Genomic DNA, 15,239 nt, shown 5'->3' on the forward strand with positions numbered 1-15,239 from the left:
GCGGCGGCGGAACGAGGCAACGGAACGCTGGCGCTCGTCATCGGCCGACTGGGCGTTGACGACGGTCAGGCGGCCGCGGCTCTTTTCCGGGCCGGCGGTGCGGGTCGGCTTGGCCGGAACGGCGGGACGCGCGGGGGCGCCACCGGGGCCACGACGCGCCGGACGGCGATCGTCCTCTTCCGCATCCATCGGGCCGCGCGGCGTGGCGACACGCGGCGCGCCGGGACCGGTGGCGATGCTGGTCGATCTCTCCGGCTCGATGCGCTTCGGCGCGGCGGTGGCCGGTCCTGTGGCGGAACTCGGCGCGCTCCTCGCGCTATCCGCCGTGCGCTCCGGCGACAATTTCGCGCTGTTCGGCTGCGACGACGGCGTGAACGAGGCCGCCAGCCTGCCGCTGTCGCGCCGGCGCGGGCTGGAGGCGGAGGTGCGCGAGCGGCTGATGGCGGCCCAACCGCGCGGCGCCGGTGCGGCCGGCCTGTTCGAGGCCGCCGGCCGCCTGCCGGGGCGGCGTTCCCTGGTGTTTCTGCTGTCGGATTTCCTCATGCCGGCGGGCGAGACCGAGCGCCTGCTCGACGCGCTGTGGCGGCACGATGTGGTCCCCGTCGTGCTGCGCGACGGCGCGCTGGAAGAGGACCTGCCGCGCTGGGGGCTGATCGAACTCGGCGATCTCGAAACCGGCGCGGCGCGGCTCGTCTTCATGCGTCCCGCCTTGCGCGCCCGCTGGTTGCGCGCGGCGCGCGAGCGGCAGGCGGCGCTGGCGGCGCTGTTCGCCCGGCGCGGGCTGCGCCCGGTCACGCTGAAGGACGCGCTCGACACCGACGCGCTGGCCCAGCGGCTGATGGAGGGCTGAATGGGGTGGCGCGCGCGCATCCTGGCCACGCTGGTTCTGCTGGCCCTTTCCGCCTCGCCGGCCATGGCCCAGCTGCGCGGCGTGGAGCTCTACGCCCCGCGCGGCTTCGGCCATGTCATCGGCGACACGCTCACCCTCACCGCCGACATCGCGCTCGACACGCCTTTCGTGCTCGATTCCGCCTCGCTGCCCACTCCGCGCGCGCTCAATTACTGGCTCGACCTGAGGGATGTGCGGGTGAAGGACCAGGGCGTGCGCGATGGCGTCCACCGCTACACCCTCGATCTCGTCTACCAGACCTTCTATGCGCCGCTGGAGCCGCGCCGGCTCACCATCCCCGCTGTCGCCCTGTTCGCCGTCGATGGCGAGCGGCGGGTGGCGGTGGACGTGCCCAGCTGGTCGTTCCTGATGTCGCCGCTGCGCGAGATCGTCGCCACCGGGCCGGGCCCGGCCATGGCGCTGCGGCCGGATATCGCTCCGCGCCCGCTGCCCACGGCGCCGCTGCGGCGCGGGCTGCTGCTGGCGCTCGGCGCGGCGCTTCTGGCGCTGCTGCTCCTCGCCTGGCAGATGGGTTGGGGACCGTTCGGCCGGCGCCGGTCGCGCCCCTTCGCGCGGGCAGCGCGGGCGATACCGTCGGGGCTGGCCGCGCCGGCGGGCGATCCCGCGCTGGCCGACCCGCGCTACACCCGCGCGCTGCAGGCGCTGCACCGGGCCTTTGATGCCACCGACGGCAAGGGCGTGTTCGCCGAGGACCTGCCCGGCTTCTTCGAGCGCCACGCCGCCTTCCGGGCGGCGGAGGCCGAGGTGCGCCGCCTGTTCGCCGCCTCGCGCCGCGCCTTTTTCGGCGCCGACCCCGCCGGGGCCCAGCGCGAACTGCCGCCGGCCGAGCTGGTGGCGCTGGCGCACCGGCTGCGCGCGGTCGAGCGGGGCACGGCATGAACGCCGCCGGCGCCGTCTGGGACGGGCTGACGCGCGGCTGGGGCGTCGATCACCCCGCCATGCTGGCGCTGCTGCTGCTCGCCGTGCTGCCGCTGCTCGCCACCCCCTTCCGCCGGCGCGGCATCGCCGCCACGAGCCTGATCCCGGACGATCCTCTGTCGCGGATCGTGGGTGTGGGCCTGCGGCTGGCCGGCGTTGTGGCCATGGTGGCGCTGGTGCTCGGCCTTGCCGGCCTCCACCGGCGCGAACAGAGCGTCGAGCGCGAGGGCACCGGCGCGCATCTCGTGCTGCTGCTCGACCGTTCCTCCAGCATGGACAACAGCTTCGCCGGCCGCGCGCCCACCGGCGACCAGGAATCGAAATCCGCCGCCGCCAAGCGCCTGCTGGCGGAATTCGTCGCCCGCCGCCCGCATGACCGCATCGCGGTGGCCGCCTTCTCCACCTCGCCCATGCCGGTGCTGCCGCTGACCGACCATCACGAGGTGGTGGACGCGGCGATCGACGCCATCGACCGGCCGGGCCTCGCCTTCACCGATGTCGGGCGCGGGCTGGCGCTCGCCTTCTCCAGTTTCGCCGAGGATACGGACGAGGCCTCACGCGCCGTGCTGCTGGTGTCGGACGGCGCGGCGCTGATCGACCGCCGGGTGCAGGAGGCACTGCGCGACGCGGCGGCACGCACGCCGCTGCATCTCTACTGGCTGTTCCTGCGCACGCGCGGGGCGCAGGGCATTTACGATGTGCCGGCCTCGGGCGACGATTCCGCGCAGGCCAATCCCGAGCGGCATCTGCACCTGTTCCTGCAGAGCCTCGGCCTGCCCTACCGCGCCTTCGAGGCCACCAGCCCGGAAGCGGTGGCGCAGGCGATCACCGAGATCGACCGGCAGGAAACCCGGCCGATCCGCTATGCCGAGCGCATTCCGCGCCGCGATCTCGCCCGCCCGGCCTTTCTCGTGGCCGCTTTCGCCGTGGCGCTGCTGCTGGCCGCCAAGCTGGCCGAGCGGCAGCTGCGCCCGGCGGGCCGCCGGCAGGCGGGGGCGACGCCGCTTCCCGCCGCCGATATGAGGAGGGCCGCATGAGGATCAGGCGCCTGGCGCTGTTCGCCACCGGGACCGTGCTGTTTGCTAGCCTCGCGGCCGCCTCCTGGCTCGGCGCGCGGCTCCTTGTCGTCGAGCGCGACAATGGCCTCATCGCGTCGCTCAATGCCGGCCATGACCTCGCCATCAGCGCGGAAGATCCGCCGGAACTCGTCTTCGCCCGGCTGCATTTCCTCGCCACCCGCGACCGGCTGGACGAGGCGCAGCCTCTGCTCAACCAGCTGGCCGGCGGGGCGGACCGGCGCCTCGCCGTCGCCGCGCTGTACGACATGGCGAATGCCCGACTGCGCGTGGCCTTCAACCATCTCGAATCCAACCGCATCGACCCCGCCATTCCGCTGGTGCGGCTCGCCAAGGACAATTACCGCCGCGCCCTCACCCTCGATCCCGGCTTCTGGGACGCGAAATACAATCTCGACGTCGCCATGCGGCTGGTGCGCGACTTTCCGCAGATCGAGCTGGAGGGCGAGGAGCTCCCGCCCGAGGCGGTGAAGAAGCTGTGGACCGACCTTCCCGGCCTGCCGCAGGGGTTGCCATGAGGGCTGCCATGAAGGCTGCAACGAGCGCGGGCGCGGCGGGTGGCCATGGCCTCGGCCACCGCCGTGACTGGCGGTTCTGGCTGCTGCTGGTGGCGCTGCTCGCCATCCTCGCGGCGCTGTTCGCCCCGCGCATCGCTCGGATCGGCACAGTGCGCGACGTGCTGGTGGTGGTCGACGTGACCGGCAGCATGAATGTGCGCGACGCGCTGAGCGAGGGGCGTCCCGCCACCCGCCTCGCCGCCGCCAAGGGCGCGGCGCGCGACATCCTCGCCGGCCTGCCCTGCGGCTCGCGTCTCGGCCTCGCCATCTTCACCGAGCGGCGCAGCTTCCTGCTGTTCGAGCCGGCGGAAGTGTGCGGCAATTTCGCCGCCATCGCCGGCTCCATCGACGATCTCGACTGGCGCATGGCCTGGGAGGGCGACAGCTATGTCGCGCGCGGCGTGCATTCGGGCATCGACCTGGCCGCCGGCCTCAAGGCCGACCTCATCTTCATGACCGATGGGCACGAGGCCCCGCCTCTGCCCGGCGGCGCGCTGCCCAGCTTCGACGGCAAGGCGGGCGAGGTGGCGGGTCTCCTCATCGGCATTGGCGGCGCGGACCCTGCCCCCATTCCGAAATTCGACCAGGACGGGCGCGAGGTCGGCTTCTATGAGGAGCAGGACGTGCCGCAGGAAAACCGCATGGGCCCACCGCCGGAGGATGCCGCGTCGCGCGCCGGCTGGAATCCGCGCAACGCCCCCTGGGGCAGCGAGGCCGCCACCGGGACGGAGCATCTGAGCGCGATGCGCGAGGAGCATCTGCGCGCGCTCGCCGCCCAGACCGGGCTCGGCTTCCTCGCGCTGGGCGCCGGCGGCGGGCTCATCGCCGCCGTCGAGGCCGACACGCGGCCCCGCCCGGTGGAAATGCGCGTCGACACCGCCGCCATCCCCGCCGCGCTGGCGCTGTTCTGCCTCGCGCTGCTGTTCGGCCTCGGCGCCACCACCTCGCGGCGCCCCGAGCGCCTTCCCACCCGCTAAAGGACACGACCATGCTTCAACGACGTGCGTTTGCGCTTTGCCTGCTGCTCCTCGCCCCGGCTCTGGCCTTCGCCCATGGGCCGACGCCCCAGCGGGCCGACGAGACGCTGGTGATCGCCGCCCCGCCGGAGGCGGTGTGGGCCGTGCTCTCCCGCTTCGGCAGCCTCGGCGAGTGGCACCCGCTGGTGAAGAAGCTGGAGGCCACCGGCGGCGACGCCGCCGGCGCCGAGCGGGTGGTGACGCTGGAGAAGGGCGAGATCAAGGAGGGGTTGGACGAGATCGACCCCGCCGCCCACCGCATTTCCTACCGCCTGCTCACCGAGAATGCCGAGGCGATCCCGGTCAGCTTCTACACCCAGACCATCGAGGTGAAGCCGGACGGCGCCGGCAGTCTTGTGTCGTGGGATGCCCGCTTCTACCGCGCCGACACCACCAACGAGCCGCCGGAGGACCGCAATGACGAGGCCGCCGTGGCGGCGATGACCGATTTCATCCAGCAGGGCCTGAAGGGGCTGCAGGCCAAGGTGACCGGCAAGTGAGCGGCGCGACGCGCGCGGTGAGGCCGGGGGCGGCGTCCCGGCGCGCCGTGCTCGCGCTCGCCATTTCCGCGCTCGCCATTTCCACGCTCGTTCTGCCCTTCGCGGCGGGCCCATCGCGGGCCGAGCCGCCCTCCCCGCCGCCTTCCCCGCTCATGGCGGTGGTGTCGCAGAAGGCGGCGGAGGTGGCGCTGGTCGATATCGACGCGCGCGCGGTGCGGGCGATGATCAGCGTCGCCGCCGTGCCGGCCGGGCTGGCCGCGAGCCCCGACGGGGCGGCGCTCTACGTCACCCATCCCGATATCAGCCTCGTCAGCCGCATCGACCTCGCCGCGCGGCGGGTCACGGCGACATTCAAGGTCGGGCTGGAGCCGTTCGGTATCGCCGTCACCCCGGACGGGCGTGCCCTGCTGGTCAGCGACTGGAGTGGCAACGCCCTGATCCGGCTCGATGCCGCCACCGGCGCGGAGACCGGCCGCGTGGCGATCGGCAAGGCCCCGGCGGGGCTGGTGCTGGATGCGGCCGGCGCCCTCGCCTATGTCGCGGATCGCGAAAGCAATCAGGTCAGCGTGGTGCGGGTCGCCGATATGAGCCGTGTCGCGACCGTGCCGGTGGGACGCGCGCCCTTCGCTCTGGCGCTTTCCCCGTCCGGGGACCGGCTCTATGTCGCCAATGTGCAGAGCGGCGATCTCTCCATCCTCGACACCGGCGCCGCGCCGCGCGAGATCGCTCGGGTGAAGATCGGGCTCATGCCCTATGGCGTGGCGGTGACGCCGGATGGAAGCCGCGTGCTGGTGAGCAACCAGCAGAGCGGCCGGCTGGCCGTGCTCGATGCCGGCACGCGCAACGTGGCGCCGGAGCAGCCCCGGCTCGGCAGCTTTCCCGAGGGCATCGCGGTGGCCTCCCCCACCCGCGCGGCGGCGGTGGACTGGGCGGACGACGAGGTGGTGGTGATCGATACCGGCACAAGCGCCCTGCTCGGCCGCATCAAGGTCGGCACCAGCCCGCGCAATCTGATCGCGGTGCCCGGCGGGCGCTGAGCCGCCCCGCTCACCCTGCCCAGTTGATGCGTGGCATCTCGCGCTGCACCGCATGGACGGCGGCGCGCAGCTGGTCGTGTCGCCACTGACGGTAAGCCGGGCCGCCGCCAGCGGAGCGGGCGATGTGGGCGGCCCAATTGGGGGCGTCGCCCAGCGCTTCGACGGGATAGATGCCGACATCGCTGTTGTCGATGCGGCCGAGGCGGGCCTCCACCGTCTCGGCGATGCGTCGCGTCACGTCACTTGGCGTCACGTCACTTGGCTTCACATCGCTTGGCGTCATGTCGCTTGTCGAAATCATCGCATTGTTCTCATTCCGTGCCCGAGGCTCCTGAATATCAAATGCCATTGTGGATGCATGATGGCCAAGGTCAGCCCGCGTGATCTAAAGCCATGCGTGTGCCGAAATTCCCGCGAACTTCTACCGCCGGGCCGGGTTGTCCTTGTCAGCAAGGAGGTAGCCATGACACTTCATCATTCAGCCAAGCCGGCGGAAGATGTTACCGATCAGAAGGTGATCCGCTTTTTCTTTCGGGGCGACGACGACATCGTCGAATGCCTCGTCGGCTGGGACGCGCTGGAGCGGCTGGAGAACAGTCCGCTCGTCGGCCGCGCCGATCGTCTCGCCCGGTTCGAGCAGCACCGCCCGCGCATCGAGGCGGCGGCGCTGCGCAAGATGGGCGAGGCCGGCAGCCCGCGCCCGCTCACCCTTGGCGCCGGGGACGTGATCGACGGGCCGGCGCTCTGACGCCTTCCGTCGCATCGCGCGCAAACAGTTCGGCCGCCTCCCGTCGAGGCGGCCGTTTCCTTTTTAGCCCGGAATAAGTTTTTCCGCCTCGTCGAGCGCCTTGCCGCAGGCGGCCGCGTCACCGGCGGCGTCGGCCGTGCGCGCTCGCGCCATGGCGCCGTCGAGCTGGTCGGCGGTGGAGGCACCGCCTTCCGCCGCCGTCTTCTGGCCCGAGGTCTGGGCGCGGACATCGGCGGGCGAAGCGGCCTTCCCGGCCAGCGTGTCGTTCATGCCCGTCGTGCCGCCGGTCCCCGGCGCCTCGCCGGCGCGCGGCGTGGCCGCAGCGGGGGCGGTGGTGCCGGCCGCCGGCAGATTGGTCGGGCCGGAGCCGGCATCGCTGGCGGAGACCTTCTTATCCAGCTGGGTGAGGCGGTCCGTGCAGGGTCCGGCGACGGCAGCGCCGGCACCGAGGGTCAGCACCCCGGCAAGGCTGAGAATGGCGGTATTTGCGAACAGTTTCATGGCGTTCCTCCTGCCAAAGCACCTTGGCTGAGGGAACAACTTCCCGGTCCCCCGCCCGTTCCCGCCCGGTCCGTGGAGACACCGGGCGGGTCGGCGCGGGCTCAGGCGGCGCGGACCGTCTCCAGGAACTCGTCCATCACCGACCGCAAGGTGCGGGACTGCTGGGCGAGTGTGGCGGCGGCGTCCTGCACCTGCGTCGCGGCGCGGGTGGAGTCGGAAGCGGCGTTGTTGATGCCGAGAATATTGCTCGCCACCTGTTCCGTGCCTTGCGAGGCGCGGCTCACATTCTGGGCGATCTCGCGCGTGGCGGCGCCCTGCTGTTCGACCGAGACGGCGATGGTGCCAGCGATGTTGTTGATCTGCCCGATCACATCGGTGATGACCACGATGGCGGTGGAGGAGCTGGCGGTGGCCGCCTGGATCTCGGTGATCTGGGTTTCGATCTCCGCCGTCGCCTGCGCGGTCTGTTCGGCCAGCTGCTTCACCTCGGAGGCCACCACCGCAAAGCCCTTGCCGGCATCCCCGGCGCGTGCGGCTTCGATGGTGGCGTTGAGCGCGAGCAGATTGGTCTGGCCGGCGATGTTGCGGATCAGGTCGATGATCTGGCCGATCTTGCCGGCTGCCACCGACAGCGCCCGCACCTTGGCGGCGGTGGAGTCCGCCTCGCTCGCCGCCATCGCCGCGACGCGCGCGGAATCGTCGGTCTGCCGCTTGATCTCGGCGATGGAGGAGGCCAGCTCCTCCGCCGCCGACGCGACGGTCTGCACATTGGAGGCGGCTTCCTCGGAGGCCGCCGCCGCCGTGCCGGTTTCGCCGGCGACGCGCGCGGTGGCGGATGTCATGGTCTGCGCCGCGCCGGAAAGCTGGGTGGACGCCGAGCCGACGCCATTCACCACTTCGCCCATGGCGTTCTCGAAACCTTCGGCGAGGCGAAGCATGGTCGCCCGCCGTTCCTCATCCTGCCGCAGCCGGTTGGCCTCGACATCCAAGGCCTGCTGGCGGGCTTTCTCCTCAATGCCGAGGCGGATCTGGTCGACGGCGCGGGAAATGTCGCCGATCTCGTCCTTGCGGTTGGCGCCGGCGATCTCGGCGACATGCTCGCCCGAGGCCATGCGGCGCAGCGCGGCGGTGAGGCGGGAAATCGGCCCGGAGACGCCGCTGGCGACAAAGGCCATGGCGATGAGCGCCAGCACGGTGACGCCGATGGCCGAGACGATCTGCCAGAACAGGTCGATGCCGGCGCGCTCGTCCAGCGCCTCGCGCAGCCTTATCGCCTCCGCCATCACCAGCGCCTGCGGCACGGTGATGATGAGCGACCAACTGGCTCCGGTGCGCCCGAGCGCGATCGGCGCATAGACCTTCAACAGGGCCTGCTCCGCATCGACCTTCACCGCCGATTGACCCTCGCGCAGAATGGTCATGTCCTTGGCCGCGTCCGGCTCGATGGCCTCGAACGCGCCGCCGATCGCCTGCGGCTTGGCGCTGGAGGCCACCACCAGCCCGGCATTGGTGACGATGGAGACCGTTCCCTTGCCGTCATAGATCGAGGCATCGACCTTTTCCGCGAGGGTCTGGACGAAGGAGAGGTCGAAATCGGCGCCGGCGACCCCGGCGAAAACGCCATTCAGCGTGATCGGCACCGACATGGTGGCGAGGAAGACCGGCTTGCCCTGAACGATATAGGGCAGCGGCGCGAGGATGCTTTCCTTGCCGTCGGTCTGCGGGCCGATGAACCAGCCGCCCTTCATCACCCCGTTGGGGTGCAGGTCGCGGCTGTCATATTCCACCAGCGGCTGCAGCGCGATCCGCCCGTCGGCATCGCGGGTCCAATAGGGCAGCGCCCGGCCGGTGGCGTCGGAGCCGATATCCTTGCGGTCGATGAAGCGGCTGTCGTCCCCGTCGAGCGCGCCTGGCATCCAGGCGCTGTAGGTGCCGTTGAAGCGCGGATTGTCCTTGAGCACGCCGAGCAGCACGGCGTTCAGCTGCGCGCGGCGCTGCTCCAGGGGTGAGCCCGCGACATCCGGTTTGCTTGCCACCACTTCCAGCGCGCGCGCCATGTTGCGGGCGGCGTTGAAGGCGGAATCGACCTCGGTCTGGACGATTCCGGCCTGGGTGGAGGCGAGCCGCTGCAGCGATTCCTGGCTCAGGCGCTCCAAGAGATTTTCGACGCTGCCCGAAACGTAATTCGAGGTCTGCGCGGCGGAATAGATGCCATAGCCGACAAGCGCGCCGGTCGCTGCCAGCACACAGACGGCGGAAAGCGAAATGATCTTGAATTTCACGGAATGAATGTTCACCGGCACCAGGCCCCTTTGCGTCCAGGAAGCGCGCAAGGTTCGGGTTGGGGCTTGCGTCAGGCTGGTTTTACCGTCGTTTACGTAGTTCTACGTGCTGCCTCCGCTGGTTCAGCGGGACGCTGTCAACGGCCCCCGGGCGGTCCGTGCGCATGTTAAAAAGTCAAACAGTATGACTATTCAGCTTCGAAAGACTGTGGCATAGATTCCCGGCCGGCAAGCGCCCGCAAGTGGCGCGACGGTGATACCTCACGGGAGAAACGCCAATGAATTTCAGGGCCTTGCTGCTCGCGTCCGCCGTGTCCGGCGCGCTGTTCTCGGTCGGCGCGCAGGCCGCCGACCTGACCATCGGCTTCTCGCAGATCGGCTCGGAATCGGGCTGGCGCGCGGCCGAGACCACCGTTTCCAAGGCCGAGGCCAAGAAGCGGAACATCAATTTCAAGATCGCCGACGCCCAGCAGAAGCAGGAAAACCAGATCAAGGCGATCCGCGCCTTCGTCGCCCAGGGCGTGGACGCCATCTTCCTCGCGCCCGTGGTCGCCACCGGCTGGGATTCGGTGCTGAAGGAGGCCAAGGAGGCGAAGATCCCGGTCGTGCTGCTCGACCGCGACATCGACCCTTCCGGCAAGGAGCTCTACCTCACCGCCGTCACCTCCGACAGCGTGCATGAAGGCAAGGTCGCCGGCGAGTGGCTGGTGAAGACCGCCGCTGGCAAGCCGTGCAACGTGGTGGAGCTTCAGGGCACGGTCGGCGCCTCCGTCGCCACCAACCGCAAAAAGGGCTTCGAGGAAGGCATCGCCGGCGCCTCCAACGTCAAGATCGTCCGCAGCCAGACCGGCGACTTCACCCGTGCCAAGGGCAAGGAAGTGATGGAGAGCTTCATCAAGGCGGAAGGCGGCGGCAAGAACATCTGCGCCGTCTACGCCCATAATGACGACATGATGGTCGGCGCCATCCAGGCGATGAAGGAAGCCGGGCTGAAGCCGGGCACGGAGATCCTCACCGTCTCCATCGACGCCGTGCCGGACATTTTCAAGGCCATGGCGGCAGGTGAAGCCAATGCCACGGTGGAACTCACCCCCAACATGGCCGGCCCCGCCTTCGACGCGGTGATCGCCTATAAGGAAAAGGGCACCGTGCCGCCCAAGTGGATCCAGACGGAATCCAAGCTCTACACCCAGGCCGACAACCCGATGGCGGTCTACGAATCCAAGAAGGACCTCGGCTACTGAGCTTTGTGCGCGAAAGTGGGCAGACTTTCGCGGCAAAGATAGGCTCTGCCCGATCCTCCAGCAGGTGCCGCTGCGGTCCTCGCCCGCAGCCCCTGCCCTGCGCGGGCCGGCTCTTCCTCCGGCCGGCTCGCGCCGCTTTCCCGCCGCTTCCGAGGCCGTCATGCACGCCACCGAAACGCTCCCGCGCCCGCTGCTGGCAGTGACCGGCTTCTCAAAGTCCTTTGCCGGCTTCGTGGCGCTCGACCGCGTCGACTTCACCCTGCGCCCGGGCGAGATTCACGCGCTGCTCGGCGAGAACGGCGCCGGCAAGTCCACCCTGATCAAGACCATGACCGGCGTGGTGGCGCGCGATGCCGGGACCATGGCGCTCGACGGCGTCGAGATCGCGCCGCGCTCGGCGGAAGAGGCGGTGCACATGGGGCTCGCCACCGTCTATCAGGAGGTCAATCTCGCGCCTAACCTTTCCGTAGCGCAGAACCTGTTCCTCGGCCGCCAGCCGACCCGCTTCGGTCTGGTGCGCGAAGGCGAGATGCGCCGGCGCGCCCGCACTCTGCTGGCCGAGTTTGGCCTGTCCATCGATGTCGCCGCGCCGTTGGAGAGCTACTCTGTCGCCGTGCAGCACATCGTCGCCATTGCCCGCGCGGTCGACCAGTCGGCGCGCGTCCTCATTCTCGACGAGCCGACCGCCAGCCTCGACGCGCATGAGGTGGAGGTGCTGTTCGCGGTGATGCGCCAGCTCAAAGCGCGCGGCATCGGCATCGTCTTCGTCACTCATTTCCTCGATCAGGTCTACGCCATCTGCGACCGCATCACCGTGCTGCGCAACGGCCGGCTCGCCGGCAGTGCGCCGATTGCGGAGATGCCGCGGCTCGATCTCGTGCGGCTGATGCTCGGGCGCGAGCTGAGCGAGGCGACCACCCAGCGCCCGCCGCGCCTTGAGGGCGCGCCCGCCGACGTGGTCGCGGCCTTTCGCGGCTTCGGCAAGGAGGGCACCGTCGCCCCGTTCGACCTCACCTTGCGCGCCGGCCATGTCGTCGGCCTCGCCGGGCTTCTGGGCTCGGGGCGGACGGAGACGGTGCGGCTGGTCTTCGGCGCCGACCGTGCCGATTGCGGCACGGCAGAGGTTGCCGGCCACGCCGCCTCCATCGGCTCGCCGCGCGAGGCCATGGCGCTCGGCTTCGGCTATTGCCCTGAGGAGCGCAAGACCGAGGGCATCGTCGCCGATCTCACCGTGCGCGAGAACATCGTGCTGGCGCTGCAGGCCCGGCGCGGTGCGCTCGCCCCGCTGTCACGGCGCGAACAGGACGCCATCGCGGCGAAGTTCATCCGCCTGCTCGACATCCGCCCGCCCGACCCGGAACGGCCCATCGGCCTGCTCTCGGGCGGCAACCAGCAAAAGGCGCTGCTTGCCCGCTGGCTCGCCACCGCCCCGCGCCTCCTCATCCTCGACGAGCCGACGCGCGGCATCGATGTCGGCGCCCATGCCGAGATCATCCGGCTGATCCGCGAATTGTGCGCGGAGGGGATGGCGCTGCTCGTCGTCTCCTCCGAGTTGGAGGAACTCGTCACCTATGCCGACGAGGTGATCGTGCTGCGCGACCGCGCCCATGTCGCCCGGCTCGGCGGGGAGCAGATCGACGTGGCGTCCATCCTCGCCGCCATCGCCGAAGCGCCCGCCGCCGCGTCGGTCGCGGCGTGAGGAGGCGGCTCATGGCTCTGCGTCTCCCCCGCATCGGCACCTCGCAGCTGCTCGCGCTCGGCGTGATCCTCCTCGCCAACTGGATGGTCTCGCCGCAGTTCTTCGACATCCGCGTGCAGGACGGGCGGCTGTTCGGCAGCCTGATCGACGTGCTCAATCGCGGCGCGCCGGTGGCGCTGCTGTCCATCGGCATGGTGCTGGTCATCGCCATGCGCGGCATCGACCTTTCGGTCGGCGCGGTCATGGCGATCTGCGGCGCCATCGCCGCCAGCCTCGCCGACAGTCACGCCCTCCCCGTCGTGCTCGCCGCCGCGCTCGGCGCCGGGCTGCTCTGCGGGCTGTGGAACGGCTTTCTCGTCGCCGTGCTCGGCATCCAGCCCATTGTCGCGACGCTGATCCTCATGGTGGCGGGGCGCGGCATCGCTCAGCTGATCACCGAGGGACGCATCGTCACCTTCACCTCGTCGCAGCTCGCCTTTCTCGGCGGCGGTTCGGTGCTCGGCCTGCCGACGCCGGTCGTGCTGACGCTCGGCATGATGGCGCTGACGTTGCTGGTGGTGCGTGGCACCGCGCTCGGCCTGATGATCGAGGCCACCGGCGGCAATCCCCGCGCCAGCGCGCTGGCCGGCATCGGCACCCGCCTCATCACCGTCGCGGTCTATGTGTGGAGCGGCCTGTGCGCCGCGCTGGCCGGCATCGTCGCCAGCGCCGACATTCTCGGCGCCGACGCCAACAATGCCGGGCTGTGGCTGGAACTCGACGCCATCCTCGCCGTGGTGATCGGCGGCACCTCGCTGTTCGGCGGGCGCTTCTCCATCCTGCTCGCCGTGGTCGGGGCGCTCATCATCCAGGCGATGAACACCGGCATCCTGCTCTCGGGCTTTCCGCCGGAGACCAATCTGGTGGTGAAGGCGGTGGTGGTGCTCGCCGTGCTGCTCGCCCAGTCGCCCCGGCTCGGCGGCGCGCTGGCCGGGCTCGGCGTGCTGTTCAGCCGTGCGAAATCCGGAGGTCCGCGCCGATGATCCGCTCTCTGGGCCGGCTGACGCCGGTGCTCGCCACCGCTGCGGTATTCCTTGCCGGATTCGTCGTCTGCTCGCTCATCTACCCCAACTTCGCCTCGCTGCGGGTGGTGATGAACCTGCTCACCGACAACGCCTTCCTGGTCATCGTCGCCGTGGGCATGACCTTCGTCATCATTTCCGGCGGCATCGACCTCTCGGTCGGCTCGGTCATCGGCTTCACCACCGTGTTCCTGGCGCTGGCCATCGAGCGCTGGGGCGTGCCGCCGCTCGCGGCCTTCGTGCTGATCCTCGCGCTCTGCGCGCTGTTCGGCGCCTGTATGGGGGCGATCATCCAGTATTTCGAGCTGCCGGCCTTCATCGTCACCCTGGCCGGCATGTTTCTGGCGCGAGGGGCGAGCTTCCTTCTGTCGACGGAATCGCTCCCCATCACCGCCGATCTCTACGCTCACCTCTCCGACCACGCTTTCCGCTTCGAGGGCGGCGCCCGGCTCACCGTGCCGGCGATGATCATGCTCGTGGTGGTGCTCGCCGGCATGGTGCTGCTGCACCTCACCCGCTTCGGCGCCAATGTCTATGCGCTGGGCGGCTCGCGCACCGCGACGGGGCTGATGGGCATCAATGTCGCGCGCACCACGGTGCTGATCTACACCCTCTCCAGCGTGCTGGCCGGGCTCGCGGGAATCGTGTTCTCGCTCTACACCTCCTCGGGCTATTCGCTCTCCGCCGTCGGTGTCGAACTCGACGCCATCGCGGCGGTGGTGATCGGCGGCACGCTGCTCTCGGGTGGGTACGGCTTCATCTTCGGCTCGTTCCTGGGCGTGATGATCCAGGGCCTGATCCAGACCTACATCAGCTTCGACGGCATGCTGTCGAGCTGGTGGGCGAAGATCGCCACCGGGCTCCTGCTGTTCGCCTTCATCGCCTTCCAGCAGCTCACTTTGCACCTGGCCCGCCGCTCGCGGCGCGCCCCGGCCGGAGCCCATTCATGAGCGCGCCCACGACCTCGCAGATCATCGTCATCCCCACCCGCCGCTCGCATTCCAACCATGCGGAAGTGGCGCGCACCATCGGCATCGACATCATCGCCGGCCGCTATGGAGAGGGCGCCAAGCTGCCGGGCGATGCCGAGCTGACGCTGCTCTTCGGCGTGTCGCGGCCGGTGCTGCGGGAAAGCGTGAAGACGCTGGTGGCCAAGGGCCTGCTCTCCACCAAGGCGCGGGTCGGCACGGTGGTGCGCGAGCGCGCGGCCTGGAACATGTTCGACGCCGATGTGCTGGCCTGGCATCTCGACGCCGGCATCGACAAGCGCTTCCTGCGCGATCTCTCGGAGATCCGCCTCGCGGTGGAGCCGCGCGCCGCCGCGCTGGCCGCCGAGCGCCGCAGCGCGGAACAGCTCGCGGTGATGCGCCGCGCCGTCGCGCAGATGAAGGACGAGCCCGGCGCCTCCGAAGGCTTCGCCGAGGCCGACCTGACGCTGCATGTGGAAGTGGCCACCGCCTCGGGCAACCCGTTCATGCGCTCGGTCGGCGCGGTGATCGAGGCGGCGCTGCGCGCCTCCTTCGTGCTCTCCGCCCCGGCCGACGCGCGCGAGCACGACATCGCCGTGGCCGCGCATGAGCGCATCGTCGAGGCGATCGCCGATGCCGATGCGGAAGCCGCCGCCGCTGCCATGACCAATGTGATTTTCAACGGCCTGCGCCGCCACGGCGCGGCCGGCTGACCGGGTGCC

Annotated in this window: 17 protein-coding genes; 13 read left to right on the plus strand and 4 right to left on the minus strand. The window is 70.3% G+C overall.

The genetic code is table 11. The annotated features are described in order from the left end of the window. Positions 1 to 189, minus strand: a 189-nt coding sequence (locus ACP2AH_RS00095; protein ID WP_425103973.1) for a hypothetical protein, incomplete at its 3' end; no start/stop codon positions are given. A 13-nt stretch (positions 190 to 202) separates the two neighbouring features. On the opposite strand from ACP2AH_RS00095, the gene ACP2AH_RS00100 reads away from it, so the two are divergent. The 7 genes from ACP2AH_RS00100 to ACP2AH_RS00130 are packed head-to-tail and all read left to right on the plus strand — an operon-like array spanning position 203 to position 6,014. Continuing rightward, positions 203 to 850 (plus strand): hypothetical protein, encoded by a 648-nt coding sequence (locus ACP2AH_RS00100; RefSeq protein ID WP_425103974.1) that lies wholly within the window; start codon positions 203 to 205, stop codon positions 848 to 850. Beyond that, positions 851 to 1,789 carry a nonribosomal peptide synthetase MxaA gene (locus tag ACP2AH_RS00105; RefSeq protein ID WP_425103975.1) on the plus strand — a complete coding sequence of 313 codons (939 nt, stop codon included), beginning with the start codon at positions 851 to 853 and terminating at the stop codon, positions 1,787 to 1,789. It abuts the gene before it with no gap. Beyond that, positions 1,786 to 2,865: a VWA domain-containing protein gene (locus ACP2AH_RS00110; protein ID WP_425103976.1), complete on the plus strand. Its 1,080-nt coding sequence runs from the start codon at positions 1,786 to 1,788 to the stop codon at positions 2,863 to 2,865. Before ACP2AH_RS00105 ends, ACP2AH_RS00110 begins: the two co-directional genes overlap by 4 nt. Further along, on the plus strand, positions 2,862 to 3,422 hold the full coding sequence (locus tag ACP2AH_RS00115) for a hypothetical protein (RefSeq protein WP_425103977.1): 561 nt from the start codon (positions 2,862 to 2,864) through the stop codon (positions 3,420 to 3,422). Before ACP2AH_RS00110 ends, ACP2AH_RS00115 begins: the two co-directional genes overlap by 4 nt. Before the next feature lie 8 nt (positions 3,423 to 3,430). Further along, entirely contained in the window at positions 3,431 to 4,438 is a 1,008-nt protein-coding gene (locus tag ACP2AH_RS00120; protein ID WP_425103978.1) for a VWA domain-containing protein, read from the plus strand. A gap of 11 nt (positions 4,439 to 4,449) precedes the next feature. Then, a complete protein-coding gene (locus tag ACP2AH_RS00125) occupies positions 4,450 to 4,977 on the plus strand; it encodes an SRPBCC family protein (RefSeq protein ID WP_425103979.1) in 528 nt (175 codons plus the stop codon). Further along, on the plus strand, positions 4,974 to 6,014 hold the full coding sequence (locus ACP2AH_RS00130; protein WP_425103980.1) for a cytochrome D1 domain-containing protein: 1,041 nt from the start codon (positions 4,974 to 4,976) through the stop codon (positions 6,012 to 6,014). The genes ACP2AH_RS00125 and ACP2AH_RS00130 overlap by 4 nt, the downstream gene beginning before the upstream one ends. Positions 6,015 to 6,024: 10 nt before the next feature. Here ACP2AH_RS00130 and ACP2AH_RS00135 read toward each other — a convergent pair whose 3' ends face one another. Beyond that, positions 6,025 to 6,315 carry a hypothetical protein gene (locus ACP2AH_RS00135; protein ID WP_425103981.1) on the minus strand — a complete coding sequence of 97 codons (291 nt, stop codon included), beginning with the start codon at positions 6,313 to 6,315 and terminating at the stop codon, positions 6,025 to 6,027. Between the two features lie 162 nt (positions 6,316 to 6,477). Here ACP2AH_RS00135 and ACP2AH_RS00140 point away from each other — a divergent pair, with 162 nt between their 5' ends. Then, a complete protein-coding gene (locus tag ACP2AH_RS00140) occupies positions 6,478 to 6,762 on the plus strand; it encodes a DUF1488 family protein (RefSeq protein ID WP_425103982.1) in 285 nt (94 codons plus the stop codon). 63 nt (positions 6,763 to 6,825) lie between these two features. Here ACP2AH_RS00140 and ACP2AH_RS00145 read toward each other — a convergent pair whose 3' ends face one another. Together ACP2AH_RS00145 and ACP2AH_RS00150 are read right to left on the minus strand one after the other, a co-directional pair. Next, entirely contained in the window at positions 6,826 to 7,263 is a 438-nt protein-coding gene (locus ACP2AH_RS00145) for a hypothetical protein (protein WP_425103983.1), read from the minus strand. A gap of 101 nt (positions 7,264 to 7,364) precedes the next feature. Next, positions 7,365 to 9,560 carry a methyl-accepting chemotaxis protein gene (locus tag ACP2AH_RS00150; RefSeq protein WP_425103984.1) on the minus strand — a complete coding sequence of 732 codons (2,196 nt, stop codon included), beginning with the start codon at positions 9,558 to 9,560 and terminating at the stop codon, positions 7,365 to 7,367. A gap of 263 nt (positions 9,561 to 9,823) precedes the next feature. Between ACP2AH_RS00150 and ytfQ the strand changes: the two genes are divergently transcribed. From ytfQ to ACP2AH_RS00175, 5 genes are all read left to right on the plus strand, one after another. Continuing rightward, positions 9,824 to 10,789, plus strand: coding sequence for a galactofuranose ABC transporter, galactofuranose-binding protein YtfQ (gene ytfQ / locus ACP2AH_RS00155; protein WP_425103985.1), 966 nt, complete (start codon positions 9,824 to 9,826; stop codon positions 10,787 to 10,789). A gap of 160 nt (positions 10,790 to 10,949) precedes the next feature. Then, on the plus strand, positions 10,950 to 12,488 hold the full coding sequence (locus tag ACP2AH_RS00160; protein WP_425103986.1) for a sugar ABC transporter ATP-binding protein: 1,539 nt from the start codon (positions 10,950 to 10,952) through the stop codon (positions 12,486 to 12,488). Positions 12,489 to 12,499: 11 nt separating this feature from the next. After that, positions 12,500 to 13,510: an ABC transporter permease gene (locus ACP2AH_RS00165; RefSeq protein ID WP_425103987.1), complete on the plus strand. Its 1,011-nt coding sequence runs from the start codon at positions 12,500 to 12,502 to the stop codon at positions 13,508 to 13,510. Then, positions 13,507 to 14,499, plus strand: coding sequence for a galactofuranose ABC transporter, permease protein YjfF (yjfF, locus tag ACP2AH_RS00170; protein WP_425103988.1), 993 nt, complete (start codon positions 13,507 to 13,509; stop codon positions 14,497 to 14,499). The genes ACP2AH_RS00165 and yjfF overlap by 4 nt, the downstream gene beginning before the upstream one ends. Then, entirely contained in the window at positions 14,496 to 15,230 is a 735-nt protein-coding gene (locus ACP2AH_RS00175; RefSeq protein WP_425103989.1) for a FadR/GntR family transcriptional regulator, read from the plus strand. The genes yjfF and ACP2AH_RS00175 overlap by 4 nt, the downstream gene beginning before the upstream one ends. Positions 15,231 to 15,239: the final 9 nt, after the last annotated feature.

The sequence above is a fragment of the Ancylobacter sp. genome, assembly GCF_965249975.1.
In the GTDB taxonomy this organism is placed as follows: domain Bacteria; phylum Pseudomonadota; class Alphaproteobacteria; order Rhizobiales; family Xanthobacteraceae; genus Ancylobacter.